The organism is Klebsiella sp. HN106 (genome assembly GCF_051209435.1).
Classification (GTDB): Bacteria; Pseudomonadota; Gammaproteobacteria; order Enterobacterales; family Enterobacteriaceae; genus Klebsiella; species Klebsiella oxytoca.
This window is the reverse complement of sequence record NZ_JBLURD010000016.1, coordinates 20,374-45,459: the sequence shown is the minus strand read 5'-3', so window position 1 is coordinate 45,459 and position 25,086 is coordinate 20,374. Positions and strand designations below refer to the sequence as shown.

The 25,086-nt window shown below is 50.1% G+C and carries 22 protein-coding genes and 3 pseudogenes; 8 read left to right on the top strand and 17 right to left on the bottom strand.

Going from position 1 to position 25,086, the window contains the following annotated elements; all coding sequences use genetic code 11:
* Window positions 1-256: 256 nt before the first annotated feature.
* Genes ACSIPU_RS25600 through ACSIPU_RS25590 form a run of 3 tightly spaced genes read left to right on the top strand, consistent with a single transcriptional unit; the run spans window position 257 to window position 3,714 of the window.
* Window positions 257-922 carry an HAD-IA family hydrolase gene (locus ACSIPU_RS25600; protein ID WP_024191304.1) on the top strand — a complete coding sequence of 222 codons (666 nt, stop codon included), beginning with the start codon at window positions 257-259 and terminating at the stop codon, window positions 920-922.
* Window positions 923-2,917 carry a transketolase gene (gene tkt, locus ACSIPU_RS25595; protein ID WP_004105531.1) on the top strand — a complete coding sequence of 665 codons (1,995 nt, stop codon included), beginning with the start codon at window positions 923-925 and terminating at the stop codon, window positions 2,915-2,917.
* A 56-nt stretch (window positions 2,918-2,973) separates the two neighbouring features.
* On the top strand, window positions 2,974-3,714 hold the full coding sequence (locus ACSIPU_RS25590) for a phosphatase (protein ID WP_004105529.1): 741 nt from the start codon (window positions 2,974-2,976) through the stop codon (window positions 3,712-3,714).
* Between the two features lie 97 nt (window positions 3,715-3,811).
* Here ACSIPU_RS25590 and ACSIPU_RS25585 read toward each other — a convergent pair whose 3' ends face one another.
* From ACSIPU_RS25585 to ACSIPU_RS25515, 15 genes and pseudogenes are all read right to left on the bottom strand, one after another.
* Entirely contained in the window at window positions 3,812-4,201 is a 390-nt protein-coding gene (locus ACSIPU_RS25585; RefSeq protein ID WP_001515329.1) for a PTS fructose transporter subunit IIB, read from the bottom strand.
* The gene (locus tag ACSIPU_RS25580; protein WP_032729062.1) at window positions 4,198-5,052 is read right to left on the bottom strand and encodes a helix-turn-helix domain-containing protein; all 855 of its coding nucleotides are present in this window, start codon (window positions 5,050-5,052) and stop codon (window positions 4,198-4,200) included. The genes ACSIPU_RS25585 and ACSIPU_RS25580 overlap by 4 nt, the downstream gene beginning before the upstream one ends.
* Window position 5,053: 1 nt before the next feature.
* The gene (locus ACSIPU_RS25575; protein WP_196558198.1) at window positions 5,054-6,073 is read right to left on the bottom strand and encodes a PTS fructose transporter subunit IIC; all 1,020 of its coding nucleotides are present in this window, start codon (window positions 6,071-6,073) and stop codon (window positions 5,054-5,056) included.
* Window positions 6,074-6,096: 23 nt separating this feature from the next.
* On the bottom strand, window positions 6,097-8,598 hold the full coding sequence (ptsP, locus tag ACSIPU_RS25570; protein WP_435322440.1) for a phosphoenolpyruvate--protein phosphotransferase: 2,502 nt from the start codon (window positions 8,596-8,598) through the stop codon (window positions 6,097-6,099).
* Between the two features lie 436 nt (window positions 8,599-9,034).
* Window positions 9,035-9,649: pseudogene (locus ACSIPU_RS25565) on the bottom strand (aldo/keto reductase); the annotation flags it as partial.
* 16 nt (window positions 9,650-9,665) lie between these two features.
* Window positions 9,666-9,794, bottom strand: a pseudogene (locus ACSIPU_RS25560) (6-phospho-3-hexuloisomerase); the annotation flags it as partial.
* A 349-nt stretch (window positions 9,795-10,143) separates the two neighbouring features.
* Window positions 10,144-10,455: pseudogene (locus tag ACSIPU_RS25555) on the bottom strand (TA system toxin CbtA family protein).
* Between the two features lie 264 nt (window positions 10,456-10,719).
* Window positions 10,720-11,109: a PRD domain-containing protein gene (locus ACSIPU_RS25550; protein WP_023321603.1), complete on the bottom strand. Its 390-nt coding sequence runs from the start codon at window positions 11,107-11,109 to the stop codon at window positions 10,720-10,722.
* A 278-nt stretch (window positions 11,110-11,387) separates the two neighbouring features.
* Window positions 11,388-11,747, bottom strand: coding sequence for a DUF4156 domain-containing protein (locus ACSIPU_RS25545; RefSeq protein WP_004105483.1), 360 nt, complete (start codon window positions 11,745-11,747; stop codon window positions 11,388-11,390).
* Window positions 11,748-11,990: 243 nt separating this feature from the next.
* The gene (locus tag ACSIPU_RS25540; RefSeq protein ID WP_004105482.1) at window positions 11,991-12,527 is read right to left on the bottom strand and encodes an Ail/Lom family outer membrane beta-barrel protein; all 537 of its coding nucleotides are present in this window, start codon (window positions 12,525-12,527) and stop codon (window positions 11,991-11,993) included.
* Between the two features lie 210 nt (window positions 12,528-12,737).
* Window positions 12,738-13,226 (bottom strand): hypothetical protein, encoded by a 489-nt coding sequence (locus ACSIPU_RS25535; protein WP_196558197.1) that lies wholly within the window; start codon window positions 13,224-13,226, stop codon window positions 12,738-12,740.
* Entirely contained in the window at window positions 13,199-13,936 is a 738-nt protein-coding gene (locus tag ACSIPU_RS25530) for a winged helix-turn-helix domain-containing protein (protein WP_004105479.1), read from the bottom strand. Before ACSIPU_RS25530 ends, ACSIPU_RS25535 begins: the two co-directional genes overlap by 28 nt.
* Window positions 13,937-13,992: 56 nt before the next feature.
* Window positions 13,993-15,555, bottom strand: coding sequence for an EAL domain-containing protein (locus ACSIPU_RS25525; RefSeq protein WP_077254693.1), 1,563 nt, complete (start codon window positions 15,553-15,555; stop codon window positions 13,993-13,995).
* A gap of 58 nt (window positions 15,556-15,613) precedes the next feature.
* Window positions 15,614-16,054, bottom strand: coding sequence for a hypothetical protein (locus ACSIPU_RS25520; protein WP_023321600.1), 441 nt, complete (start codon window positions 16,052-16,054; stop codon window positions 15,614-15,616).
* A gap of 32 nt (window positions 16,055-16,086) precedes the next feature.
* Complete coding sequence (locus ACSIPU_RS25515) at window positions 16,087-16,833, bottom strand: winged helix-turn-helix domain-containing protein (protein WP_032729053.1); 747 nt, start codon at window positions 16,831-16,833, stop codon at window positions 16,087-16,089.
* A 484-nt stretch (window positions 16,834-17,317) separates the two neighbouring features.
* Here ACSIPU_RS25515 and ACSIPU_RS25510 point away from each other — a divergent pair, with 484 nt between their 5' ends.
* From ACSIPU_RS25510 to ACSIPU_RS25490, 5 genes are read left to right on the top strand one after another with little or no spacing between them, the layout of a single operon-like run.
* Entirely contained in the window at window positions 17,318-17,854 is a 537-nt protein-coding gene (locus tag ACSIPU_RS25510; protein WP_004105475.1) for a fimbrial protein, read from the top strand.
* Window positions 17,855-17,914: 60 nt separating this feature from the next.
* On the top strand, window positions 17,915-18,673 hold the full coding sequence (locus tag ACSIPU_RS25505) for a fimbria/pilus periplasmic chaperone (protein ID WP_435322439.1): 759 nt from the start codon (window positions 17,915-17,917) through the stop codon (window positions 18,671-18,673).
* Entirely contained in the window at window positions 18,657-21,212 is a 2,556-nt protein-coding gene (locus ACSIPU_RS25500) for a fimbrial outer membrane usher protein (RefSeq protein WP_032729052.1), read from the top strand. The genes ACSIPU_RS25505 and ACSIPU_RS25500 overlap by 17 nt, the downstream gene beginning before the upstream one ends.
* A 4-nt stretch (window positions 21,213-21,216) precedes the next feature.
* Window positions 21,217-22,551, top strand: a complete 1,335-nt coding sequence (gene stbD, locus ACSIPU_RS25495) for a fimbrial usher protein StbD (RefSeq protein WP_032729051.1) — start codon at window positions 21,217-21,219, stop codon at window positions 22,549-22,551.
* On the top strand, window positions 22,517-23,251 hold the full coding sequence (locus ACSIPU_RS25490; RefSeq protein WP_196558196.1) for a fimbrial assembly chaperone: 735 nt from the start codon (window positions 22,517-22,519) through the stop codon (window positions 23,249-23,251). Before stbD ends, ACSIPU_RS25490 begins: the two co-directional genes overlap by 35 nt.
* Window positions 23,252-23,677: 426 nt before the next feature.
* On the opposite strand, the gene ACSIPU_RS25485 is transcribed toward ACSIPU_RS25490, so the two are convergent.
* A complete protein-coding gene (locus ACSIPU_RS25485) occupies window positions 23,678-24,133 on the bottom strand; it encodes a hypothetical protein (RefSeq protein ID WP_004105463.1) in 456 nt (151 codons plus the stop codon).
* A complete protein-coding gene (locus ACSIPU_RS25480; protein WP_224226421.1) occupies window positions 24,120-24,962 on the bottom strand; it encodes a winged helix-turn-helix domain-containing protein in 843 nt (280 codons plus the stop codon). The genes ACSIPU_RS25485 and ACSIPU_RS25480 overlap by 14 nt, the downstream gene beginning before the upstream one ends.
* Window positions 24,963-25,086 lie beyond the last annotated feature (124 nt).

Genomic DNA, 25,086 nt, shown 5'->3' with positions numbered 1-25,086 from the left:
TAGAAAAAAAGTGACCTTTGCTTGAATAAAAAAGCCTGATTATTATTTTGTGATCGAGGTCATGAAATTATATAGAATTACTGTGATGTGTGTATTGCGAGATGATTTAAGTAATTGTGATGGCAGCCGTACTATTATTAACGGGTGAGCAGTGGTCACGTAATTGCTATTAAAGTGACTTTCTTTCTATTCAATGGTCATGGGTAATGGAGTACAAAATAATACACACTCTATTTATTTCGTTGTGGTAATTACGATGCATTTTCGTGGAATATTACTGGATTTAGACGGGACGCTGGTGAACTCGCTGGATTTCGTTGAGGCCTCCTGGCGTTTATGGGCCACTACAAAAGAGCTGGATCCGAGGGCGGTATGCCATTATCTCCACGGTAAACCCGCTTTGAGTACGCTGCGCCACTTTATGCCCGATGCCAGCGAACAGATCATCATCGACGAATTTCTCGCGCTGGAAGAGTTTGAAGCGAGCAATACTGACGGCATCACTGCGGTTAACGGGGCTGTTGATTTTCTCCGCCAGCTTGAGCAGTTGCAGGTCCCTTGGGCCATTGTGACTTCCGGGTCGCTGAAGGTTGCCTCAGCACGGATCCGACAAGCCGGTTTCCCCGTTCCGCCGGTGCTGGTGACCAGCGAAGATATTCATCATGGCAAGCCGCATCCGGAGCCGTTCCTGACGGGTGCAGCCCGACTCGGTCTTTCTCCCGCTAATTGCCTCGCTTTTGAAGACTCCACTGCCGGTCTGCTTTCTGCCACCCAGGCAGGGTGCGTGGTGGTTGAAGTCCTGACCCGCCAGTCTGTAGTTCACGATATCGATACCTGGAAAACCATTGATAACTACCTCGACCTGCGCGTAACGCGCAAGGGCGAGGCAGATTTTTTACTTAAGATTCAGAGGGAGTTTTAAATGTCATCACGAAAAACCCTGGCCAATGCCATCCGTATGCTGAGTGTCGATGCCGTTCAGCGGGCAAATTCCGGTCATCCGGGCGCACCGATGGGAATGGCGGATATTGCCGAAGTCCTGTGGCGGGATTTTCTCAACCATAACCCGAATAACCCCGCGTGGGCCAACCGCGACCGTTTTGTACTCTCCAACGGTCACGGCTCAATGCTGCTCTACAGCCTGCTGCACCTTACCGGCTACGATTTGCCGATTGATGAGCTGAAAAACTTCCGTCAGCTGCATTCGAAAACGCCGGGGCACCCGGAAGTGGGTTACACCGCGGGCATCGAAACCACCACCGGGCCGCTGGGGCAGGGGATAGCCAATGCGGTCGGCATGGCTATCGCCGAGAAAACTCTCGCGGCGCAATTTAACCGCCCGGGCCACGACATTGTCGATCACTTCACATATACCTTTATGGGCGACGGTTGCATGATGGAGGGCATTTCTCATGAAGTTTGCTCCCTGGCCGGGACGCTGAAGCTCGGTAAGCTGGTGGCGTTCTACGACGATAACGGCATCTCTATCGATGGTCACGTCGAGGGATGGTTCACCGACGACACCGCCAAACGCTTTGAGGCTTACGGCTGGCATGTGGTACGCGGAGTCGATGGGCATGATCCTGAATCCATCCGTGCCGCGATTGATGTTGCAAAGTCGATTACCACCATGCCGACGTTAATTATCTGCAAAACGGTGATTGGTTTTGGCTCTCCGCATAAAGCGGGTACTCATGATGTCCACGGCGCGCCGCTGGGCGAGGCTGAAGTGGCGGCAACGCGTGAAGCGCTGGACTGGCCGTATCCACCGTTTGTTATCCCCACTGAGATAGCTTCGCAGTGGGACGCCCGCAAATCAGGGCAGGCTAAGGAGGCTGCGTGGAACCAGCAGTTTGCCACATACGCGAAAGCGTTCCCCGAGCTGGCAGATGAATTTACCCGTCGGGTGAATGGGCAACTGCCTGCAGATTTTGCCAGCAAGGCGCAGGCGTTTATTGAAAAATTGCAGGCCAAACCGGCGAAAATCGCCAGCCGTAAAGCGTCGCAGAATGCGATTGAAGCCTTTGGTCCGCTGTTGCCGGAATTCCTCGGCGGATCTGCGGATCTGGCTCCATCGAACCTGACCTTGTGGTCCGGCTCTAAAGCGATTAACGAAGACAGCGCCGGGAACTACATTCACTACGGCGTGCGTGAGTTCGGTATGACAGCTATCGCCAACGGTATTGCGCTGCACGGTGGCTTCCTGCCGTACACCTCGACGTTCCTGATGTTTGTCGAATACGCACGCAACGCGGTGCGCATGGCGGCGCTGATGAAGCAGCGTCAGGTGATGGTTTATACCCATGACTCCATTGGCCTGGGCGAAGATGGCCCGACCCATCAGCCGGTCGAGCAGATTGCCTCACTACGCATGACGCCGAACCTCAGCACCTGGCGTCCCTGCGATCAGGTTGAATCGGCGGTGGCGTGGAAATATGGTGTTGAGCGACAGGACGGTCCGACTGCGCTCATTTTTTCCCGGCAAAACCTGACCCAGCAGGAACGGACCTGGCAGCAGGTGCAGGATATCGCGCGCGGCGGCTATGTACTGAAGAATTGCGAGGGGCAACCGCAGCTGATCCTTATCTCGACCGGCTCGGAGGTGGAGCTGGCGGTAGCCGCATGGCAGCAACTGACGGCTGAAGGTGTGAAGGCACGGGTGGTCTCCATGCCGTCCACCGATGTCTTCGACAAGCAGGATGCGGCGTATCGTGAAGCGGTGTTGCCGCAGGCGGTTTCTGCGCGTATTGCCGTGGAAGCGGGGATCGCGGATTACTGGTTTAAATATGTCGGGCTGAATGGCGCGATTATCGGTATGCAGACCTACGGCGAGTCCGCCCCGGCGGAACAGCTTTATCAGGAGTTTGGCATTACCGTTGAGGTGGTGTTGCAGCAGGCAAAAGCGCTTCTGGCTTAACCTTTAACGGCCCCTTACATGCTAAGGGGCCGCTTTTCATTAAAGGGAGAGATAACATGTATCCCGTTGACCTTCATATGCATACCCTGGCCAGCACCCACGCCTATAGCACGGTTCATGACTATATCGCCGCCGCGGTGCGTAAACATATTCGCCTGATCGCCATTACCGACCATGGCCCGGAAATGGTTGATGCGCCGCATCCGTTTCACTTTAATAATTTGCGTGTGCTGCCGCGCGTTGTCGATGGTGTGGGGATCCTGCGCGGTATTGAGGCCAATATCAAACCTGGTGGTGAGACCGACTGTAGCGACAAAATGCGTGCGTCGCTGGATTTAGTGATTGCTGGATTCCATAAGCAGGTGTTTGCGCCAGCGGACATTACCACCAATACCGATGCGCTGATTGCAGTAATAGCGAGCGGTAAGGTGCATATTATCAGCCACCCCGGTAACCCGGAGTATCCGATTGATATCCCGGCGGTGGTGGCCGTGGCTAAGGAGTGTCATGTGGCGTTGGAGGTCAATAACGCCTCTTTCGTCCATTCACGTAAGGGCAGTGAGGGGAACTGTCGCAAAATTGTAGCAGCCGTGCGCGACAGCGGCGGACTTCTCTCATTGGGTAGCGATTCACACAGCGCGTTTTCTCTGGGGGACTTTAGCGCCTGTCAGCATCTGCTGGTGGAGGCTGATTTTCCAGCATCAAGAGTGCTGAATACCTCTGTGCGACGAGTGCTGACGTTTCTGGAACAGCACGGCGGGGGGCGGATAGCCGAGCTTTATGCGCTTCCTGGCTAAAAATCTTGTGGGTTAAACCCTCTCCCAATAATGGGAGAGGAAGTTCGGCGTGTCTGTGCGGTTTTGAGACTGGACTGTTAGAGCCAGGGAAAACCACCTACAGGTCAATAACGTTGCCTCGCGGCAGATTTAAAGACTTACGAATGGCGGCGATAACCTCAGTTGGTTTGAGTAACAGCGAATTAATACAAACATTCAGAATACGGCAACCCTCAAAGCGTGAAGGATTATCGATAGTAATATCGGATGCGATGATGGTGAGCTCAGACTCGAAAATATCTTTATCGGTAATTGGATTCTTAAGCCCCAGTACGCCCTGAGTCTCAATTTTGATCGCAAAGTGATACTGCTTCGCCAGTTTTTCCAGCTGCTCTGCGGCCATGTACGTATGCGCCACGCCGGTCGCGCACGCGGTCACCGCCACAATATGCAGATGACGTTCGCTGGAGAAAGGCTGAATCTCATCTCTTGTTGCACGAGTGGTCATGATCTTGCTCCTTTATTTTTGCGGCGGTATTCAAGCGGCGTACAGTCGTTGATATCGCGAAACACCTTGCAGAAATAGTTAGTATCTGTGAAACCGCACTTTTCTGAAACTTCGTTTATTTTCAGATTGGTATTGGTCAGCAGCGTTTTTGAACGTGAAATGCGGGCTAACTTGAGATATTCGTTAAATTTCACGTCTGACTCCTTCGAAAACAGACGCGACAGATAGCCTGGGGAAATATTAAACGTTTCGGCGACGCTTTCCCGGCTAATGTCCGTGTGGTAGTGACTATCGATATGGCTCTTAATTTCGTCCAGCAGTGAGAAGGGAGCCCGCTGGTTATTCAGGCCATCGGTAATTTGATATAGCAGGTCGTTAAGCAGCGCATAGACCACGTGGGCAAAGGTCTCGCTGGTGGTATCTTGCGACCACGCCAGCGATTCAGCCAGGTCGAGAAGCCGATCGCGAACCGTACTGCTTGAGTTTTGCAGATTGTACTTCTCTACCTCTTTAAACTGCGTGCCATCCCAGTTGCTGATGCTGAAACCGACGTCCTGCTTCCAGAAGACTATCGACATGCAAATAACCGGGCTTTCCCACAGCGGCGAGTTCCAGCTATTGGCGGGGATATAGGTGATGGTGCCGACCGGACGTTCATATTTCACGATGCGGTCCACGCCTTTCGGCAGCAGCATGCGAAGTGTGCCCTTTACCGTCAACTCAATGCGCGGAACGTGCAGATGGTAGGCCATCGCCGGAGCCTGCGTATTGCCGTTAGCTACCATGACGCCTTTGTCTATCGAGCCCTGAGCGCTGAATTCACTGAGAATAGATTGAATAAATGTAGCCATATTATGCCCGAGGTTTGATAACTGTCTTCAGGATTTTCACCGCAAAGGCGGTGGTGATGCTCCCGGCGACCACCGAAACGATGTAGCCAAAATGGTTGCTGACTACCGGTAATACGATAAGTCCGCCCCACGGGGCGGCGTTGGTTGCGCCAAACCATAGTGAGAGGATCGCCGCAACCGCACTGCCAAGCATAATTGCCGGGATCACCCGTACCGGATCCGCCGCCGCAAACGGAATTGCCCCTTCTGTTATCCCCATAAAGCCCATAATTATCGCTGGCTTACCGGCTTCTCGCTCCACATCATTAAAGATGTCTTTAAACAGAAAGGTTGCCAGCGCCAGCCCCAGAGGCGGAGTACAGTCGGCGGCAGCGACTGCCGCCATCAGCTGCGGGTTCGTTGAGATCAGTGCAACAGCAAAGAAAAAAGCGGTTTTATTCATTGGGCCGCCCATGTCAACGGCGATCATGCAGCCCAGGATGGTACCGAGGATAATAAACGACGCGCCCTGCATATTGCCAAGCCAGACGCTAAGCCACTTCATCAGCCCGGCAATCGGGTCGCCAATGATGTAATACACCGCCATGCCGGTGAGGAAGGTCCCGATCAGCGGAATAATAAATATCGGTAATACCATGCGCAGGAAGTGGGGGATTTTAAGCCGGGCGATCAGGTTCAACAGAACATAGACGACCAGCCCGGCAATAATCCCGGAGAGCATGCCGCCTAAAAATCCGGCGCCCATCTGATAAGCCATCAGGCCGCCGATGGCACCCGGCGCGATGCCCGGTTTATCGACCATCGAATACGCGATAAATCCTGACAGGATGGGGATAAACAGGGTTAAGCCAGCCATACCAATTTGCGACATGGCCTTCAGGAAACCATGGTCCGGTACGGCGGCTTCCCCGTTAAACATCACCGCGAGCGCCAACAGAACACCACCAGCGACGACAAACGGGATCATGTAGGAGACGCCGGTCATAAAATGTCGTTTAGTATTTTTTAATAGTTTTAACATGTCAGCCTCGTAACGTTTGCTGCTCAGAAGACCAGAGTTCTGGATATCAGCGTGTAAAGCGCTTCCGGGCTTTTTGCCGCTTTAATCTGGCTGACAAATTCATCATTCATGAGCATGCGCGCCAGGCTGGAGAAGTACTTCATATGCTCGTTATCCTGCGCGGATTTGCTAATCGTCAGCATGAACAGGGTATCCACCATGACGCCGCCCCAGGCGATAGGTTGCCTGAGCGTGGCAATACTGACGGAGGAATCCCTGACAGCGTCCGTTTGGGCATGGGGGATAGCAAAGCCCGAGCCAACGACGGTAGGAAAAGGCACTTCGCGAGCCCAGATATCACTGCAGAGCCTGTCACGTGTATTGGTGCGCTGCTGAAGCCACAGGTTATCAACCATCATTTTGATAGCCTCGTTTTTATCAGCGGCGTCAATTCCCCATAAAACCATCTCCGGCGACAGTAGCGGCTTTTGCGCCGCACTAACGCTCGAGTTTTGTAATGCGGCTTTGAACTGTTGTGCGTTGTGATTTTGCAAAAGATTCTGCGTCAGCGACCGGCAATCTCCGGCACTGAGTTGGCCCAGGGCGTGCTTAATCCCCGGAATCGCGGTGTAGTTCATACTCAATTCATCAAAGCCAATGCCGATAAGCAGTGGGAGAATGGTTTCGTCAGCAGCGAGTTCACCGCACAACCCGACAGGCTTACCGGCGCGATGAGCCTCTTTCACTGCGAATTGCAGGGCGCGTAAAAACGGTGGCGTGCAACTGTCATAAAGCGTTTTTACCTGTGCATTACCTCGGTCTGCGGCGAAAAAGTATTGCGTCAGGTCATTACTGCCCACGCTGAAGAAATCCGCATGTTCTGCCATCTCTGCCATAGAAAAGAGTACCGAAGGTACTTCCAGCATGATTCCGAGCGCTGTCTGTTCATCAAATGCCAGACCCTCGTGGCGCATCTCCTGTTTAACCGATTCCAGTACCTCACGACACCAGATAAGTTCTTCCACCCGAGAAATCATCGGCAGCATAATTTTGGCTTTACCTGATGTTGAGGCGCTCAGAATAGCCTTCAGTTGGGTGGAAAAAAGGTCGCGATATTGCGGATAAGTACGCACTGCCCGGAAACCAAGAAACGGGTTTTCTTCATTGTCGACGCTTAGGTATCCAACCGGTTTATCACCGCCGATATCGAAGGTGCGAAAGATAACGGGCTTCCCCCCTGCCAGAGTAACAACCTGTTTATACAGGTTTGTCAGTTCAGCGCAGGAGGGCGGGTAATCGCGGCCCATATAGGTTATCTCGGTGCGAAACAGGCCGATGCTTTCCGCGCCGTTTTCAAAGGCCGCCTGCGCTTCGGCCAGGCTTGCAATATTAGCGGCTACCTCTACGCGATGCCCATCGCGGGTTCTTGCGGGCGCTAAAGCATTTTCCCGCAGCCGCTGCTGCATATCCTGCTGGACGGCAATTTCATGACGGTAGTAGCGCAGAACTTTCTCATCCGGATGGGTAATCAGGATCCCCGGCTCACCATCAATGATTATCAGCTGATCGACATCGAAATCCAGCGATGAAAAATCGATATCCGCCAGGGTTGGGATACCTGACGAACGAGCCAGTATGGCTGTATGGGAGGTTTTCCCCGTAGAGGAGAGCACCAGACCTGCAAGGTGTTTGCGGTTTAGCGCCAGAAACTGGTTGGGGGTCAGATGACTGGCGAAAACAATTGTCGGTTCATTTAGCAAAGGTGGGTGGTAAGCCAGAGCCTGTTCGCCATAGATCGCACTGATGAGCTGCGTCGCAATATCAAGAATATCCAGGGCGCGCTCCTGCAGATACTGGCTAGGCGAGCGCTCAAGCTGATGGCAAAAGTCAAGGGACGCCTGCGCGATGGCCGACCAGGCATTCATGTTGTTATTCAGATAACCGATCGCACTATCCTGAAATGCGATGTCGGTTATCAGAGATAGATGTGCCGCAATAAGATCGTGTTCAATACCCTGGTTTTTTCCGAGTGCGGCCTCTTGCTCTACGCGTAACGCATCTAATCCGGTAAGAAAGCGGGCTTTTTCACTTTCAATATTGCCGATATACCCTGGATTGCGGGCGATAATATCGGTGAAAGTCAGGCTCTGCATTATCTGTGGTCTGGCGATGGCTGCGCCTTTATTTATGCGAGTTCCCTGAATCACCTGTGGGTTCAACTCGCGCAGGCAGCGGGGCAGATACCCCTGCGTGGTTATTGGTTCCGGTTCAAAGCTAAAAGTCGGGAGATCCGAAAGCAGCGTGAGCAACTTGACTGCGTCCATCGTATCAAACTCTCCGCAAAGGGTGATGCGGCATGTATCGTTTACCAGCGTGTCACTGGCAATCAGCGAGAGGGCGCTTTTCGCATTTGCCAGTAGTCCCGTACGGGTGTTTTCCCAGTCGATATCTGCCCGGAACAGATTACATAGCCGCGCGATGTATCCGGCAGGCCGGGCATGAACACCTTCGTGAAGCTCACATACATAGGTTATAACCACCGCCATCTCGACTCCTGAATGCCTTCGCGCGTCAATGTGTTGCCGATCTCGCTATCTTTCCCTGTTCGCAACGGTGATGACATAGTAAAAAAGTGACCTTTTCTTAAAAATAGTAACCTGATTGTGATTTTGTGACTTTTGTCATATTTATGAATGATTAATTCTCAATTACTTGTTTGATTTAGTTTGTTTTTTTGTTTCTGGCTTTTGAACCGTTTTTGCAATATGGATCACAAATTTAAAGCTAATACAAACAGGTTCATGAAATGGTGCGGGGGTAGGCAGGATAATCTGTTTCCGGCATGTCTATTCACGACTTCTCCGGCGGCATCTATCACTATGGCGTTAGCAGATATGTATCTGATTCAAAACTATCTGAGTTATCTGCCTGATTAATCAAACGAAATAAGGGTCCGCAATAGAGCACGGACCCGTCCGGGTATTAACGGCCCACGCGAGCCTGATGTTCAGGGGAGTAACGTTCGCCGACGATTTTAATGGTTTCAAGCGCCTGGGTTATCTGCCGTGAGTCATCCTGAGAAAGGATGATGTCGGCAGCCCCAAGGTTTTCTTCCAGTCGATGCAGTTTGGTGGTACCAGGGATAGGAACAATCCACGGCTTTTGTGCCAGCAGCCACGCCAGCGCGATTTGTGCAGACGTCACACCTTTCTCTGCCGCCAGTTCACCCAGCAATGAAACCAGCTTTTCATTGGCTTCAATCGCCTGCCCGGCGAAACGCGGTACTGTGCTGCGGTAGTCATCCTTGCCAAAAGTGGTTCCTGGCCTAATCGATCCTGTCAGGAAGCCCTTACCTAATGGACTGAAGGGTACAAAACCAATACCCAATTCCTCCAGCAACGGCAGGATCTCCCGCTCAGGCTCGCGCCACCACATTGAGTATTCGCTTTGTAGGGCAGTGACAGGTTGTACGGCATGCGCACGACGAATAGTTTGCGCACCCGCTTCGGACAGACCGAAATGTTTAACTTTGCCTTCAGCGATCAGGTCTTTCACCGTTCCCGCAACATCTTCAATAGGGACATCTGGATCTATTCTTTGCTATTTTCACCTGGTTGATCAGGCGTTGGGTCTCTCCGGAGCCTGAACCAACGATCATCAAGTCGTTTTTGCGAGAATGTGGAGAGCTAATTTCTCCTACCACGCTGACGGACAGACCAAGGTGCATCAGTCGGTTATTGTATCGGTTATTACCAATATTCCAATCCCGAGTCAGTGGCGTACCCTGCGTCTCGATGAAATATTGTGGGAAGAAAACATTACCACTCTTCAGGCGATTATCGACATTGAAACCTATCCTTGCGGATTCAGTAGATTAGTGAAATTTAAGAGATATTCTGGAGGGCGAAGGGATTAGAACAAGCTGTTCAGTAAATTGAAAAATATGAAGTTTTCAAGTTATAACTTTACTTATACCCCCAAAGCACAGAGGCTTTAAATTCAAGCAATTACCTTTGTCGATGAATCAGCAGGAAGCGAGAAGATACCAAATGGCAGGCATACTCAAAAGCAGCGATACCGTTAACATCAGACTAATTACGATTCATTAAACCCAGATCGCGGCGGGCCCTCATGATATCAATAATCGTGAGATATGGCGTTTGTTCTTGCCAGCTAAACCCTCTGCAATCGATACGAACTAGTTCGTACTTTTCCACTAGAAAGTTAATGGCATTAGCGAGAGTAATACCGGGATCGATATGTTCTGAATTACCGTTTCATCACTGAATGGTGTGTCGGTCATAATGTTATTCCAGCAAGCATGCAAGCAGCATTTGTCAGGCAGCAACGGGGGACAGGCATGGTTTCGCCGACCGCAAGTTTGTTGCAGGTAGAAATTTCATTTTTGCTCTCGTGAAAGTAATTAACGTTCAGTGGGATAACAGGCACCAGGTCTGGGGCGGTATATCATGCGGTTGCAGATTGATCCTGCATGCTGAGCCACAATTAGCCCCCCCTGATTTGTATATGATTAACGCCATGTCGCCAGTAAAGCTTAATGAACTGCGCGCAACTGCCTACTGCCATCCATGAGATGGCATACATGAGCATATCGAAGCCCTGGATTCACATGATTCAATATAATGAAGGCTCTTTTCATCAGCTCTTTAAAAAGTATTCTGTTCAAACAGTGATTTCAGGTACACAATTTCATCATCACTGAATTCTATCTGAAACTTAGTCTCCAGAGCATGTAGCTCTTTTGAGAAAATCTTCAGTACCGGATCCCTGGAAAAGGCCTGATTTCCGGCACGTGTTTGACGAATGGGAGCGGAAGCAGGTCCTTCAGTCAACTTTTTATCGATAAGACAGGACAGATGCATGGCAATCCCGATATGAGCGTTAGCCGTCAGGTTAAGCCTCTGCGCTTCCGAAATTTTCAGTACGGCTTTACGCACTTCAGTAACAACCCGGGAAGCACTGGTGTTTTTCAGTAACCCGTTGAGGGGTTCAACCAGCAGGACATAGGTGGTTGCAAGCCTTCTTGTCACATTCATTTTCTGCCATCTACCTTATTGTCCCGTCAGGCCGAGGGAGGCGTAACCCGTACATAAAACAATATGAAGCGCAGAATCTGTAGTTTGGCAGGAGTGCAATTGTAAGAAAAAATCCCTTTTCTGCTATGGGGTTAGGCGTATTCTTCAGCCAGACTGGATCAAGATGCGTTCTCCAATGCGAGAATCGCAGTTGAGATGCTCACGGGTCGATGAGCATCTCAACTGCGTTAGGGATATCTTTGGCAGGGCCGCCGGATGGTGAGCCAGAATAGCGTATTTTAACGTGGGCAGCGGTAAACGGTTCCGCTTAATGTCACATTGGTTTGCTGGCTTGAGCCTGTGCCATGATAGGCGCTTCCGGTTTGGCCAGCCCTTTGGGTTAACAGTACCACCACGTTCCCCCCCATTTTCCACGCTTTATTTTTTAGATCGTTACGGGCACCCGTCTCCAGATTGCTGTTTGACGTCCAGCCTCCCGTGAAAAAATTCCCCTGGCTACCGGTGACATCGCCTAAATAGGTGCACGAAGTGTCCGGTTCATTATGCGTTACCCGCACGCCTTCAGCACCGTGCTGGAGGGAATTAGCGCTGCAAGCTGTGAGCATAAGAGCGGAGAGAAAGACTAATTTTTTGTTCATGTAAAATCCTTAATCAAAATCGCTAAAAATAATCAAATAGGGTGCGAAGCCAGTCGGATGTTGAGGCGCATCGTGCTGGCAATAAAATGTTCTACCCGGAGGATTTAAGGGGTGTATAGCTTATAAGAATAATTTTATATAAATACTTAAAAGGGCTATAACGTCTCTTACCGTAGTGATGATATTCTTTTTTTTTGTCAGAGATGATGAATTCCTTGCCATAAACAGAGGCATCTTTATTTATTAAAAACGATAACCTACGCTCACGCCAAATGTGTTTGTATCAACGTAAAGTAATTTGGCTGTTTCCCATGACACATCCAGGGAAAGGTTAGTGAATGGATTAAAAATAAGACCTGCACCATAGGCAAAAGCATCTTCTGAGGAAGATTGATTGTCACGGTTTTTGACCTTCATACCAGCCATACCTACATTACCATATAAACTAACATAGTCATTAATCCGGTAGGTCGGTCCTACCATTAACGAACTATAGCTAGTGGTATTATCGCCATCTTTATGTAGTTTTCCTGCGTCCCAACGGTAATGTTGTACTTCATGACGAGTTGCCGTGAGAGAGGTCAATACACCCCAGTCAGAATTGAACTCATAGCGATATTTTAGATTGAGCCCGCGAAGATCCTTACTTGCAGATTTCTTTAACGCGCTAAGATGCGTTTGGGCATAGCCAAGGGAGAGGGTATGGTTTTCCATCGCCAACGCTAATGAGGGCGAAAATAATAGTGCTGCCATAATCCATGGTGAAAAAGCACGCTGCATGTAAAGCTCCTTGTTGGTGAAAAGAACAATGCTTATGTATAAGCAATAACCGTAGAAGGATGATTGCGGCAGCCATATAACCAGAAAAAGCGAGTAAAAGTTATGAAATTAGTCTTACATGTATTTTACCGACGTTTTCAGAAAAAAGTAAGATTTTATAACTTTTTGATATTACTGGTTTTATATCAATTCTTTCACGCCGGCGTTGGTTTATTGCGCGGTACATACGTTATATATCTGCCGATTGATTGAGTACAAATAAGTGCTGTTACCGACCCTGGTGATGCGAATTTCATTGGCGGCATCGGGGTGCAATACGCGAAAATGTGCTAAAAAATCACCGGCGGTGTCGGTAGAAAAAACTTTTACCGAATCGACATCAAATGTATAAATGCCGGGGCCAGGCATTTGCAGGTTCTTCATATACACATCGCGATACAACACTTTTTTGATTTGCTCTTTAGTGGTGATGTCATACTGCAATGTAATGCGTTTGTTTTTGAAATCGAGGACGATATTGCCATTAGCGAGAAAATTGCCAGGCAGGACTGAAGTTACCGTTTTAGTGGTGCATAGAAATGAATCCGCATCTGACAGAGGATAGCGCTGCTGGCGTGTCTGTAAAATCAGCAGCACAAAAGATGCTGCCAGAATAAGTAGCGTAATGCCTCTTAATACCGTTCTTTGATAGTGATGCATTTGGGCTCCGAAACATTCAGTTGATTCAGACACTGAACAAAAATATTGGTGTCAGGAACGCGAATATAATAAATGAAATTGCCGTTTTGCTTATAGACTTGCTGACTCAGTTCGGAAAAAGCCCCCACCGCATCCTCGAGAGACCGATTATCTTCAGTGACACCATAAAAGGTATATCCGTTATAGGTTCCCAGCTCAGAAAAGTAGTCTGGATGGCGTTTGCTGTAGAGATAAATGACCATCAGCAGGAACAGCGTTGCGCAGATTAAAAATAGCCACTCTTTTCGGTTTGAAACTGCCTGCGAAGACTGCGTTGGCTCAGGCAACGATTCTGCAACTGGCGCAACGGTGTCGCTGGCTCTATTTTGCGTTACGGGTGTTGATTCATCTGGCAGTGGTTCGATAGTTACCGAGAGCGTCACACCAACCTTAGGGCGCGTTAATACCGCAGAACTGGGAAGGCCGATTTTTTCAAACGAACCGCGTAATTGATTGATTAATTTGTAATAGCTGGCACTGGAAACCACCACACCTTTTCGTCCCCACACCCAGGCGATTAAATCATCTTTTTTAAAGAGTCCCTGATGAAAAGCAAGGAGCAAATTGCATTCAGATTCAGAAATTTTTAAGCTTTCGCGATCGCGTGATAAGGTCATCCGCTCGCAATCAAGAATGACTTTCTTATCAATTAGGTACTTATTCTTACTCATAGGGCCTTCTGCTAAGAATGAGTCGTTCTGGTTTAACCATTATGTTACCTCAGCGCCTACCGATCTATTGAAAGGTTTTTACTTTTAATCCTTTCATTTTGCTCATTGCCCCGTGTATCAAGCCAGACCGTAAAATCAGCTGAATTCATCGGCTTTGCGTAAAGATAGCCCTGTATAAAACCTACGTTATGATCGAGGATATAGCGCAGCTGATGCTCTGAACTGACGCCTTCCGCAACGATATTAAGTCCCAGTCTTTGACTAAGCATAATAATGGTATCCAGAATGGGCACGTCGCTGCCGCTGGTATCAATCGTATCGACAAAAGTACGATCGATTTTCAGATAATCAGCCGGAAGCTGCTGAAGGTAAGAAAGCGAGCAGTAGCCGGTACCAAAATCGTCAATCGCTATCAGTACGCCTTTCTCACGCAGCTGCATGAGCTTATCTGACACTAAAGCCGGTTGGACAATGAGGCTGCGTTCGGTGAGCTCCAGCATGAGGCGCAGTTTCCCTAAGCTTGCCAGTAGCGATTCAACATCGGCAATAAAACTCTCATGCACCAGATGTTCAGGTGAAATATTTACGCTGATATAAAAATCCCCGGCAACCTGCCACCGTTCGACATCCTGGGCGATGAGCTTAAATAAGTGACGCGAAAGCGGAACGATCATCCCTTCGTTTTCTGCCGCGGTGATGAAGATGTCGGGAGTAATAAAACTCCCATCCGGAAGGGGCCAGCGCATTAATGCCTCCACGCCGCCGCAATGAGCGCGGCTGACGTTAAATACAGGTTGATAATGCACTGTGAACTGCCCGTTTTTCATACCGCGGGTGATTTCTCGGGCCATGGATAGCCGTTTCTGGGCCCAATGTCGGTAAAGAAAAAGGGTCATAAATGAGAAGCAAAGCGAGAAAGGGATAAAGATAAGCAGAGATTTCATCCACAGAGCCATCAATGCCGCGAGAGGCGCGCCGACGGTAAGCGAAATCTTACCGTCGGCGGTGACGAAATGCTGGGTCATCACTATTCTGTCACGCTGCGCTGGTTGGCTGATAATCCTATCGCCCTCGCCAAACCGCAGGCTGAATACGGCGGCTCTTTCCTCTGCGAGGACATCCATCAGTTCCTGAATATAGCGAGAATCGACGATGACAAACGCTGATTTTTGCGCCGTCACCTGCTCCGTGTAAACCACCGCGGGTCTGCCTGGTCCTCCGGCCATCAAGTCAAATGAACGGACCCATCTGGCAGGTAATGGCGTCGGGAGCGATTTACCCGGCGGCAAAGGAAAAGGGTGCGCCTGCTCCCTGGTAACAAAGGAACAGAGCAGGTTGCCGTTTTCCAGCAGACCGATATCGCGGATATAAGGGGTAAAGGCGCGGGTTCGGTTAAGCTCCGACAGCATTTCAGCGCAGGGTCTGTCCGCTATTTTTACGGTTTTTGCGGTGACCCGCCATGAGGCGGTTGATACATCGTTACTGAAACGTAATAAGGTATTCGCGCTCAGGGCGACGTCCTGTTTAAACTGTAGTACGCTGACCAGCAGCGCTAATATAATCATCACGACCAGCGGCAAAAGCACTGAACAAATCACAAAAGATAGCTTTAGTTTCACTGGTTTTGTCTCTCATTCACGAAGGGATGCGCGGCTGTCTCGATGGTCGCAATACTCATTATGCTTTAGCGCCGCCGCTGGTGGTGCAGAAATTATAGATCTGCCGGTTCAGTGAAAAAAGATAGGCCCTCGGACCGATTTTATTTATCGTCAGCTCATTCTCGGTTGCCGGCTGCAGGAGACGCAGCCAGGAAAACATCTCACCCGTCGTATCAGAATTAAATTTGTGCACGGCTTTAACCCGAAAGGTGTAGGTTTTCATGCCGGTGCGGTTAAGCGGGGTGATTGCAACATCCTGAAAGAATAACCGCTGCTCTCGCCGTTGATCCTGCACGGAATAATGAATAGCAATGCGGTTCGACTTAAGATCCAGCACCAAAGTTCCGTTCAGTATGAGCTCTCTCGGCTTTATATAAATAGTTGATTTGGCAGTGCAAATAAGATTATGTATTTCGTCTGCGTCGCGCCTGGCTCCTTGATATACCAGCGTTGCCAGCATGATACATCCGCAGAGCAGACCGCACAGGATGACTAGTAGCGTTCTTTGATGGTAATGCATTTAGGTACCGCCGTTTCAACAGGGTTCAGACACTGCAAAAAAAGATTCATATTCGGTTCGCGGAGATAATAAAGATAATGTCCGTTCTGGCGAGATAGCGGCAGCGTCAGGGTGTGATAAGCCGAAACCACCTCCTTAAATGTCACTTTATCGGTGGCCATCTTAAAGAAGATATAGTCATCCTCATTACCGAGCATCCTGAAGCTACTGTTGTGTTTATTTTGCTCTGGCGCATGCTGAAATAGCATCGCAACACCCGTTAACAACAATAGTGTAATGGTCAGGACGAGAGGGCGTATTTTGGCTGAAATCTTTTTAACGTCCGGCGTGAGAGCCCGTTGGCTATCTTTTTCGCACCCTGCATCCCTGACGTTTTCGCATCGTGGCGTAGGTTCTTTTTTGATGGGTTCTAACGCCAATGATAACGAGACGCCAATTCGTGGTCGCGTAACAATATCGGCCGCATTCAGGCCAACAAGAACAAAGTTATTCCGCATCTGGTTAATGAGCTTGTAATAACTCGATTCGGAAACACAACCCGCACGGTTCTTCCAGACAAAATTAATAATATCTTCCTTTTTATATATTCCGCGATAGAAGGCAAGGAGTAAATTTGTCTCCGATTCTGAAATTTTAATGATTTTATCACCGTTGGTTAATGTCATTTTAGCGCTGTCAAATATCACCTTTTTAGCTATTAGTAACGATTTCTCATCCATGGCAAACCCGATCTTTAATACGTTTTGCTGTCGCTTGCTATATTAACATGGGGCAGGAGGATTTCATCCCTCTTTGCATCAGTAGCCTTCTGTGACGACATTCATACTGATGCTAAAAATGTTTTTTATTTAGTTTACTTGCTTTTAAATCATGTGGTTATTTGGTTTTTGTGAATTTTTCTTACCGGCATTTGAATTTATGAATTTCCGCATGCCAGGTAAGTAAGGAAAATTTAAGGGTTATTCAGCACGTCAGGAAGCTCTTTTCCGAAAATTATTTCTAAGATTGGCCTTAAGCATGATAGCGCCGCGGGGCTATAACGCCAGTTGCTATACGCCCTGTTTCAAAGGGGCGCACAATAAAACTTGCCCGGCGACAAGCTATTTTGTTTGGCCTCAACCAAAGGACGTTTGCTTTATCTGCTTTATTAGCAGAGCGAGTAGCGTTAGTTGAAAATAAACAGCAATAAAGGAATAAACGACCATGTTCAAGAAAACGACACTGGCTTTGCTTACAGCCTCACTTTTTATTTCTACCAGTACATTTGCGATGTCCAATAATACCATTACCTTTCGTGGTGAAGTTTCCGATGAAACCTGTTCTGTAGCCATTAACGGTAATCAGGCAAAACCGGTAGTTATTCTGCCGACGGTGAGTGCCAAAGAACTGGCGAAAGGCGGCGATACCGCAGGTCAGGTGACATTTGATATTGGTCTCACCGGCTGTACGGGTAATGCCGATAAACCGACCAAAATCTCTACCGTTTTTGTCGGTAACCAGGTGACCAGCAACGGTAATCTTGGAAATACCGGGGACGCCGCCAATGTAGAAGTCCAGATTCTCGATACGGCTGAGAAAGTTATCAATCTGACCAACGGTTTCAAAGGTGAAGGCGATCTGCAGCTGAAGCCGGGAGAGACGGAAGCCAGCGCCACTTATACCGCGCAGTATTACGCCAACGGCGCGGCATCGGCTGGTACGGTCGAAGCCACTCTCCAGTACGCCGTTTCCTACCTGTAAAAACGCTTCCTGGTCCGGTGCTTGTCGTCGGACCCTTTTGATAGCAATGGAGTTGTTGCAATGAAAAAGGATGCTACCCGTTCAGGGCTGCGCTATCTGATGGCGCTGCTACTCCTGTTTCTTCCCGCTGCCGCGGTATGGGCCAGCGTCACCATTGTAGGCAGTCGGATTATCTACCCGTCGACCGTACCCTCTGTCGATGTACAGCTAAAAAATAACGATGACTTTCCCTATGTCGTACAAACCTGGTTTGACGATGGCGATATGCGTATTGGGCCAGAGAACGCGAGCGGCATTCCTTTTATCTCGACGCCGCCGGTATTTCGTATCCAGCCAAAAGCAGGCCAGGTGGTGCGCGTGGTGTATAGCCAGCGTAAAGTGCTGCCGCCCGATCGTGAATCTGTCTTCTGGTTCAATGCATTGCAGGTACCGCCGGCCAATATCGGCGGCCGTCAGCAGAATAAAGTGCTGGTGATGTTACGGACGCGGATCAAACTTTTTTACAGGCCGGAAGGGATTGGTTCACCGGGCAATCTGGCTAAAAAGCTGCACGTTACCGTAGTGCGTAATGCCCGAAAAGGTGCCGGTATTGTTATCAGCAACCCGCAGCCCTGGTATGCATCCCTCAGCAACCTGAGCGTGACGGCAAGCGGCGTATCACGTCAGCTTAATGTCGAAATGGTTCCACCTTTCTCCAGCCGTACTTTCTGGATACCTGGAAAATTCAGCGCCAACTCGCTTAACGGTACCGTCACCGTGACGTTGGTTAACGACCAGGGTGCAAGGATAAGCGAGCGTTATCATGTCGCCGAAGGTTAAGTTCTGTCGCAAAAACATCTTCGTTTTCTTAGCCGTAGCCTGCTCCGGTCAGGCTTTTGGCGAAGAATACTATTTTGATCCTTCTCTGCTGCAGGGGACGGCTTACGGGCAAGGTATGGCGAGCGTTAACGGACCCGGTACGCCCGCCGGAGAGTATCTGGTTGACGTTATGGTCAATGGCTCGCTGCTAAAATCCGGCGTAAAGATCCGCTTTACTCCAGTCAATGGCGAACAACGCACGGAGCCCTGCCTTCCGTTATCGCTGATGCAGGCCGCTCGGGTAAAATCGCTCCCGGACAAAGCGCCTCAAAATAGCTGTCGTCCGCTCAGGGAATGGGTATCCCAGGGCGAATGGCAATTTGATAGCGCGATGCTACAGCTCCGGCTTACGCTGCCGATGAGCGAGCTGATACACAGGCCGCGCGGCTATCTTCCGCCTTCGCAGTGGGACAGCGGCGTGCTGGCTCTGTTTTTACGCCATAACACCAACTGGACCCACACGGGCAACACCCGCCAGCACTTCCGCTACCAGTATTTGTGGAGCGGGATCAACGCTGGCAGCAACATTGGACTGTGGCAGCTCCGCCATCAGGGTAACCTGCGCTATGCCGACAGCAACCAGAGCGGTAGCGACTGGCATTACAATCGCGTACGCAGTTGGGTGCAGCGACCACTCGCCGCAATCGACAGCATCCTGACGTTTGGCGATAACTACACTGACTCCAGTTTATTCGGCAGCCTGTCGTTTAATGGTATGAAACTCGCCACGGATGAGCGCATGTGGCCGCAGGGCAAACGCGGCTATGCGCCAGAGGTACGCGGCGTGGCGGCAAGCAGCGCGCGGGTGGTCGTCAAACAGCTGGGCAAAGTTATCTATGAAACCCATGTTCCGCCCGGACCGTTCGCTATTGACGATCTTTACAACACCCGCTATCAGGGTGATTTGCAGGTTGAAGTGATTGAGGCTAACGGAAAAGTATCGCGCTTTACCGTGCCCTATTCTGCGGTTCCCGACTCGGTGCGACCAGGCAACTGGCACTACTCTTTTGCTGTTGGCAAGGTCCGCCAGTACTACCGCATCGACAACCGCTTCCTTGAGGGGACGCTGCAGCACGGGGTAAATAATAATCTCACTCTTAACCTCGGATCGCGGTTGGCGCATGATTATCAGGCCTGGCTGATCGGCGGCGTATGGGCGACCCGCCTTGGCGCATTCGGCATGAACGCCACCTGGTCTGGCGCGCGAGTGGAGCATAATGACCGTCAGCAGGGCTGGCGAGCGGAGCTGAGCTATAGCAAGACCTTTTCCACAGGCACGAATCTGGTGCTGGCGGCCTATCGCTACTCAACCGGTGGATTCCGCGATTTGGAGGATGTATTTGGCGTACGTCGACAGGCGCAAAACGGCATTGATTACTACTCCGATACGCTGCATCAACGTCAACGCCTTTCGGCGACCGTCAGCCAGCCCTTAGGCCATTCAGGTACGCTCAATCTCAGCGCCAGTACCGCCGATTACTACAATAATCAGTCGCGGATCACGCAGCTGCAGCTAGGCTACAGCAACCAGTGGCAAAAAGTGAGTTATGGATTTAACCTCGCCAGGCAGCGTTCCACCTGGGACTATGGCCGCTTCTACCGCAGCGTTAACGAACCGCAGGATCTGAGCCAGCGGCAAAAATATACCGAGACGACGCTGTCTTTTACTCTCTCCATTCCATTTGACTGGGGCGATAGCCCGACATCCGTAGCGATGAACTATAACCAGTCGCGCGCGAATCACTCTTCAACCCTGTCGATGACCGGGACCCGTGGCGAGCAGAGCGAACTCTCCTGGTCTGTTTATGGCGGCTATGAGCGCTATCGCAATGGGGACGAAGGGGCATCGACGACTTTCGGCGGTAATCTCCAGCAAAACACCCGTTTTGGCGCGCTGCGTGCGGGCTACGACCAGGGAAAGGACTATCGGCAGGTGGCGCTGGGCTCCTCCGGGACCCTGGTGCTGCATTCCGGTGGCGTAACGCTCGGTCCTTACGCCAGCGACACTTTTGCATTAATTCACGCCGATGGCGCGCAGGGCGCAGTCGTCCAGAACGGTCAGGGGGCGGTAATCGACAGTTTCGGTTACGCCATTTTACCTGCGCTATCTCCGTATCGTCGCAACAACGTCTCACTCGATACTCGCCAGATGCGCAGCGATGCTGAACTGACGGGGGGAAGCCAACAAGTTGTTCCCTATGCCGGCGCGATCGCGCGGGTGAACTTCTCCACGATTACCGGCAAAGCGGTGCTTATCGCGGTGAAAATGGCGGATGGCGGCATCCCGCCGATGGGGGCCGAGGTCATTAACAGCGAAGGGGCCGTCATTGGGATGGTCGGGCAGGGTGGGCAGGTTTATGCCCGTATCAGCACTCCCTCAGGCTCATTGCTGGTGCGTTGGGGAAAAGGGACCGATCGACGTTGCCATGTGCCCTACCAGTTCGATCTACATTCGCCTGAAAACGTGATTTATCTTACAACGACCTGCGAGAGGGAATAGTCTCATGTGTTATCTTCGCCAAACGCTGCTACTTGCTGCTACCCTGCTTTTCAGCACCGCGTCCTGGGCTAACTGCGTTAAAGTGACGGATAATAGTTTCCTTTCGGAGGCGGCGATTAAAGCAGGCTATACCGCGCGCTTCTGGCGCGGCGCCTTTGATGACAATATCGGTCATCTTGGTCTGCCGTCAGTCATTAGCGTTAGCGCGAATAATAAGTTTCAGCCTTCCGGCACCGTGCTTGCCAGTACGGTGGGTAATTTCCTCACTGCAGGCGTTCAGACGTCCTATACGGCAAAGCAGGTGCTTTACCGCTGTGATTTGCAGGACGCCGGGAAGCTGTATGAATTGTATTCAACCAACGGCGATAACTACTTTGTTGGCGGGCGTCGGGCGAAAGAAGTGGAGGGAGCCTACTATGACGCGGAACGTAACGTCGCGGTACGCATGACGAATCTGAGTACCGGCGAATACTATAGCCGCTTCTGGAAGCAGCGCCAGCTCACTGCGGATAGTTGGTTTCAGGACGATCGCGCAATTTATATTCCCGCAGGCGCATTTAGTAATGTCCTGTATGAGATGCTTAAAATCGCCGCCTCGGATCAATATATTTTTAACGACAGAATTAACAAAGACACCTATAACCAGCCGCGCGGTTATATCGCATTCAAGGGGCCTGGCTTACTGACCTCCGCTATTCAACCCGGTATGGATCATGCTTCAAGTTATTATGGTTGGCCCGAATCCTGGCCCGGTGCGTGGAGTAGCTACAATCAGGTCACCTATATTCGCGGCGCGGCCTGCTCCATTGAAGATTATCCCGCGACGGTGCTGCTTCCTACCATTACAGCGGAGGCGCTCTCTTCTGGCGAAAGCAGCGAAGCGCCTTTCAGCATAACGCTGGAGTGCGAAGCTGGCGCGATGTCCTCGACTCATCCCACCACTAGTGTCGCTAACGTAGCCATGGGTTTTTTAGTCAATCAGCCCGGCGCCGTGGCCGCCGCGCGCCGCCTTGGCCTGACGACCACCGGCGGTGGGTTGACCTGGTTACTGGACACGCATTATGGCGGAAAGGGCGTGGCTTCCGGAGTAGGAATACGGATTTACGATCAGGGCGGTGTGCCGCTTAACCTTTTGCCGGACAAAGTGAGTACCGGGACGGGCAACTCCCGTGGCTGGTATGGATATAAAGAGCTCACCGTACTAACGAGCAAAAAAGACCGTGGTTCGGTAGAGGTCTGGCATGGTGATTTTACCGCCTCCCTTGAGGCGCTCGGTGGACAACCGGTAACGGTAGGGAGCGTGAATGCGCAGTTACAGGCAGTGGTTAGTTTTCAGTAAGGCGGTGTTAGCGCTGCTGTTGCTGGCAGGCGTCAATTCCGCGCCGTTTGCTGCGGTTAACGTTGACCGAACCCGGCTCGTATTCGCCGCTAACGATATTGCCCAGTCGCTGACGCTCGCAAACGACAGCGTAACGCCAATGCTGTTACAAGTCTGGACCGATGCCGGAGAGACCGCCTCCTCACCCGATAATAGCCGTACGCCGCTGGTGGTATTGCCGCCCGTCTTTAAAATGCAGCCGGATGAGTTGAGAACGCTTCGCGTGATGCTGAGCTCGCGGCGCAGTCTGCCAGAGGATCGGGAGAGCCTGTTCTGGCTCAACATTTACCAGATACCGCCCGAACTGAGCGCGACGAAAAGCGCTACCCGCAAGCTAGTGTTACCCCTACGGCTGCGGTTGAAAGTATTTATTCGTCCGACCGGCTTAAAGGCGCCCACCGTCAATGATGAACAGAAACTGCGCTTCAGCATCGCTTCGCAGGGCATCACGATAACCAACCCAACGCCGTGGTATATGAGCCTGACAGTAACGGCAACAAAAGGAATCAGGATCGGTTACATGATGCTCGCGCCGTATGAGCGGCGGGATGTGGTGCTCTCTCAGGCACCGGCCGTGGGAACGACGGTAAACTATGCGGTGATCAATGACTCCGGAAACTGGCGAACCTATACCGCAATCATTATGGCGAAAGAGAGTTGAACCCTGTTTTTTTACCCCATCCCTCCCCGCGCCGCAGTAACGGATGTTTCCGTCGCGCATCCCTTCCTCACGCCGGGCTGCATAAGCGTGACGGCTGTGGTTTAATATTGACCAGGATTGACCCGGGCATCACTTGAGCGGGCTAACCCGCATGATTCTGGTGACGTCGCCGGGGCGGGGGCGGAAGAGATAAAAGGCGACGAAGCAGGCAGAGCAGCATGCCGCAGGGGGAATGACGCGGTGTGCTGTGATGAAACTGCCGCAGATCAAGCCTGCCAGTGCAACATTGTTAGCGCAAGAGTGAGCATTTCGGATTGATGCGAACCCAAATATGGTTTTTTATAAAATTATATTTGGGTTTACTCCAGGTTATCTAATAGTAAGAATCTGCTATAACTTAAAAAAATCGTTGAGTTTCTGTCTGCATTATTCCCCATTGCAATAAAATAAAGGCGTGCTGACAAAGCTGATGATATAGTCTGTTTGATTAACGGAATTAATGAGGAAGTTTAACTTTTTATTTTCTTTAAGGAAAAAAGAGGGGTAGTGTTGTTGTGCTAATAACTCCGGCAACGTATCAATCGGATTGGTATAGACTCTTTGGCTGGTGAGAAGATAGTCATCACCGCTTTGTCTTTTATAATTAAAATAGACTTCGCGACTTATCGCATATCGTTCCGGGCCAAGGTGCGCGGTACCATTAATCAAAATAACGCCGCTGTTATCATTCATGATAAACCGGTAAGTTGCTTTAATTGCAAATTGGCCATGATATAAAGAGTGTTTCGCTTCGCAAACGATTTTGTCATTAGCATTGGCGTTAACCTGTTGAGGTAACCCTGTAAAGAACAATAAGAAAGCGAGCCATTTAATTTTTTTCATTTTTTGCCACAATGTAAGTTGTTGAGTCACATTTTAAAGACGCTTCCTTTCCGCACGTAAACACGGTTAACCGTGGTGACGTTGAAAAATATGAAATGAAATATTTGATGTCTTTATTACACACTAACCCTTCGTCATGAATAAAGTTAATGGCAAAATCGTTATTTATATTTCTGGCATTGGCAAAGTAGCAAGGTGGCGTGCCGTTGATATGCGAGTAACCTTCGATAATGAATTCATGATGAAAAGGGGAACGATATAAAAAAAAGGCGAACAAACCTATCAATGGAAGGAAAATTGCCAGACAATACGAGATCATTTTGATGGTTTTTTTATTTTCAGGCGTAAGCGGTGCTACTGTGTCAGGCTGCGCGAAAATTTCACCGGTTTGTATGCCTTTTTTATCCGCTAGCTGGTCATCCTGATACCGGTTATCTGTAACGGGAAAGATATTACGATCGTCTGAGACTGAGTGGATACGCTCTATCGAATTTTGTGGATTATCCTCATACTTTTCCACGGCAATGTAGGCATTCAGCCGCACACCCTTGCCACGAATAGTCAACAGAATGTTATCCGGGCAACCCAGTTTTTTTAATACGTTGCGTAAATTAACAAAGGACTGATAGTAAGCCGAATTTGATACCGTACGCTTAGCATCCTCACCCCAACCTGCAACCATTAAATCAGAGTGCGATACCAGCTGTCCTTGCCGTTCCAGAAGTAACTCCAGGCAATGGGCGCTACTCTTAAGTATCGTAAATCGGGTCCCATCCTTTATCGATAACAATTGTTTCTCACCGGGAAGGAAAATAACTTGCTTATTCATGATGTATTTAACCATAAAAATCACCAAAAACTAAAATTTATGAAACAAATTCCAAACCTTTAACCTTAAATATTTTCTCTCACTGGAGCCCGGAAAAATATGAAAATTCGCCAAAAAAATAATT

What these genes read in the sequence shown, in the direction of transcription:
- ACSIPU_RS25520 (WP_023321600.1), bottom strand. Translation starts at nt 16,054, where the DNA reads ATGCTGGCAACGCTGGTATATCAAGGAGCCAGGCGCGACGCAGACGAA.
- ptsP (WP_435322440.1), bottom strand. Translation starts at nt 8,598, where the DNA reads ATGGCGGTGGTTATAACCTATGTATGTGAGCTTCACGAAGGTGTTCAT.
- ACSIPU_RS25600 (WP_024191304.1), top strand. Translation starts at nt 257, where the DNA reads ATGCATTTTCGTGGAATATTACTGGATTTAGACGGGACGCTGGTGAAC.
- ACSIPU_RS25485 (WP_004105463.1), bottom strand. Translation starts at nt 24,133, where the DNA reads ATGAAAAAAATTAAATGGCTCGCTTTCTTATTGTTCTTTACAGGGTTA.
- ACSIPU_RS25515 (WP_032729053.1), bottom strand. Translation starts at nt 16,833, where the DNA reads ATGGATGAGAAATCGTTACTAATAGCTAAAAAGGTGATATTTGACAGC.
- tkt (WP_004105531.1), top strand. Translation starts at nt 923, where the DNA reads ATGTCATCACGAAAAACCCTGGCCAATGCCATCCGTATGCTGAGTGTC.
- ACSIPU_RS25505 (WP_435322439.1), top strand. Translation starts at nt 17,915, where the DNA reads ATGAAAAAGGATGCTACCCGTTCAGGGCTGCGCTATCTGATGGCGCTG.
- stbD (WP_032729051.1), top strand. Translation starts at nt 21,217, where the DNA reads ATGTGTTATCTTCGCCAAACGCTGCTACTTGCTGCTACCCTGCTTTTC.
- ACSIPU_RS25530 (WP_004105479.1), bottom strand. Translation starts at nt 13,936, where the DNA reads ATGAGTAAGAATAAGTACCTAATTGATAAGAAAGTCATTCTTGATTGC.
- ACSIPU_RS25510 (WP_004105475.1), top strand. Translation starts at nt 17,318, where the DNA reads ATGTTCAAGAAAACGACACTGGCTTTGCTTACAGCCTCACTTTTTATT.
- ACSIPU_RS25550 (WP_023321603.1), bottom strand. Translation starts at nt 11,109, where the DNA reads ATGAATGTGACAAGAAGGCTTGCAACCACCTATGTCCTGCTGGTTGAA.
- ACSIPU_RS25545 (WP_004105483.1), bottom strand. Translation starts at nt 11,747, where the DNA reads ATGAACAAAAAATTAGTCTTTCTCTCCGCTCTTATGCTCACAGCTTGC.
- ACSIPU_RS25500 (WP_032729052.1), top strand. Translation starts at nt 18,657, where the DNA reads ATGTCGCCGAAGGTTAAGTTCTGTCGCAAAAACATCTTCGTTTTCTTA.
- ACSIPU_RS25535 (WP_196558197.1), bottom strand. Translation starts at nt 13,226, where the DNA reads ATGCATCACTATCAAAGAACGGTATTAAGAGGCATTACGCTACTTATT.
- ACSIPU_RS25575 (WP_196558198.1), bottom strand. Translation starts at nt 6,073, where the DNA reads ATGTTAAAACTATTAAAAAATACTAAACGACATTTTATGACCGGCGTC.
- ACSIPU_RS25480 (WP_224226421.1), bottom strand. Translation starts at nt 24,962, where the DNA reads ATGAATAAGCAAGTTATTTTCCTTCCCGGTGAGAAACAATTGTTATCG.
- ACSIPU_RS25580 (WP_032729062.1), bottom strand. Translation starts at nt 5,052, where the DNA reads ATGGCTACATTTATTCAATCTATTCTCAGTGAATTCAGCGCTCAGGGC.
- ACSIPU_RS25540 (WP_004105482.1), bottom strand. Translation starts at nt 12,527, where the DNA reads ATGCAGCGTGCTTTTTCACCATGGATTATGGCAGCACTATTATTTTCG.
- ACSIPU_RS25590 (WP_004105529.1), top strand. Translation starts at nt 2,974, where the DNA reads ATGTATCCCGTTGACCTTCATATGCATACCCTGGCCAGCACCCACGCC.
- ACSIPU_RS25585 (WP_001515329.1), bottom strand. Translation starts at nt 4,201, where the DNA reads ATGACCACTCGTGCAACAAGAGATGAGATTCAGCCTTTCTCCAGCGAA.
- ACSIPU_RS25490 (WP_196558196.1), top strand. Translation starts at nt 22,517, where the DNA reads ATGCGCAGTTACAGGCAGTGGTTAGTTTTCAGTAAGGCGGTGTTAGCG.